Here is a 1,258-nt window from a genome sequence, read left to right as displayed (position 1 = left end):
AGCGATTCTTTGATCTCCTCGGTCGAAAGTTATATCCAAGAAAATCAAAGCTGGTTACAGGGTGCTTATCTCTACGCTGGTCGTCTTTGCAGTAGACAATTTTCGTCTTTTTCGGATGCATCTCCAAACCACACTCTTGTAATCTTATTTCTAACGCACTTTTGAGCGCCTTAGCTTGTGCTTCACTCTGACAGTGGGCAAGCCCATCATCAGCATATCGGCAAAATGGAATGGATGAATAGTTCCTCTCCATCCACTTGTCAAAGGCGTAATGCATAAAAAGATTACTGAGCACAGGACTGATCACACCACCTTGTGGCACACCTTTGTTCCTTATGATTATACTACCATCCTCTTGTTGTATCGGAGCTGTTAACCAGCGCTCGATATAGAGGAGTAACCAAGGATTATCTGTGTGCTTACGAACCGCTTTCATCAGCAATTCGTGGTCGATATTGTCAAACAGCCCTTTAATGTCAAATTCAAGCACCCAGTTGTAGCGCCAACATCGTTTACGAGTAATATCTAACGCTTGATGTGCTGATTTGTTCGATCTGTAGCCATAAGAATCTTGGTGAAACCAAGGTTCTACTAATGGCTCGAAATGCAACTTTGCAACCATCTGCGCCACCCTATCTGAGACCGTTGGTATCCCCAGTTTTCTTTCACCACCACTCTTTTTCGGTATCGCTACCGTTTTAACAGCTGGCGGGAAATAGCTTCCTGACGACATTCGATTCCAAATTTTGTAAAGGTTGCGTTTCAGAGCAGATTCAAATTGCTCTATGGTCTCACCATCAACGCCATCAGCGCCTCTATTGGCTTTGACCAATTGCCATGCACGAACGACATCGTACTTGGAAATTTCAAATGGTTTTGTTGTTTTCAAAAATTCCTCCCACTGCGACTCCAGATCGACTTTTATGGTTGACTCTTAAATTCAACAGGATAATCAATCCCCTTCGCTCAAATACCATTACAGTACCTTCATCACTACTACGGGAGCGTCCGCCCCTGTGCCTTGCATTGGTACTCTAACTCTTGCAGGTTCACTGCTTGAGTATCTCCCTTAGCATCAAGGCGACAGGTTCCCACGTTCCACACAGAAGCCTGTGTTAAGTTCATGCCTTCTTTATGCCGGATGCCATCTGGACAGTAAACAGGTATCTTCCAGACTTATCCCGGGCTAACGACTCCCTCCCGGTTTTGACATCACCCCTACGCTTTCGACACGTCATCAAAGGTTCACTGGTGTTCA

General features: G+C 45.0%; 1 protein-coding gene. It reads right to left on the bottom strand.

The window, feature by feature from the left end; translation table 11 throughout:
- A partial coding sequence (gene ltrA, locus D5018_RS21325; protein WP_121840975.1) for a group II intron reverse transcriptase/maturase occupies positions 1 to 889 on the bottom strand: 889 nt, incomplete at its 3' end.
- Between the last annotated feature and the right edge of the window lie 369 nt (positions 890 to 1,258).

It is taken from the genome of Parashewanella curva, from assembly GCF_003675895.1.
GTDB classification, from domain to species: domain Bacteria; phylum Pseudomonadota; class Gammaproteobacteria; order Enterobacterales; family Shewanellaceae; genus Parashewanella; species Parashewanella curva.
Note: the sequence above shows the minus strand (reverse complement) of the source record. Positions and strands in the feature narration are given on the sequence as shown.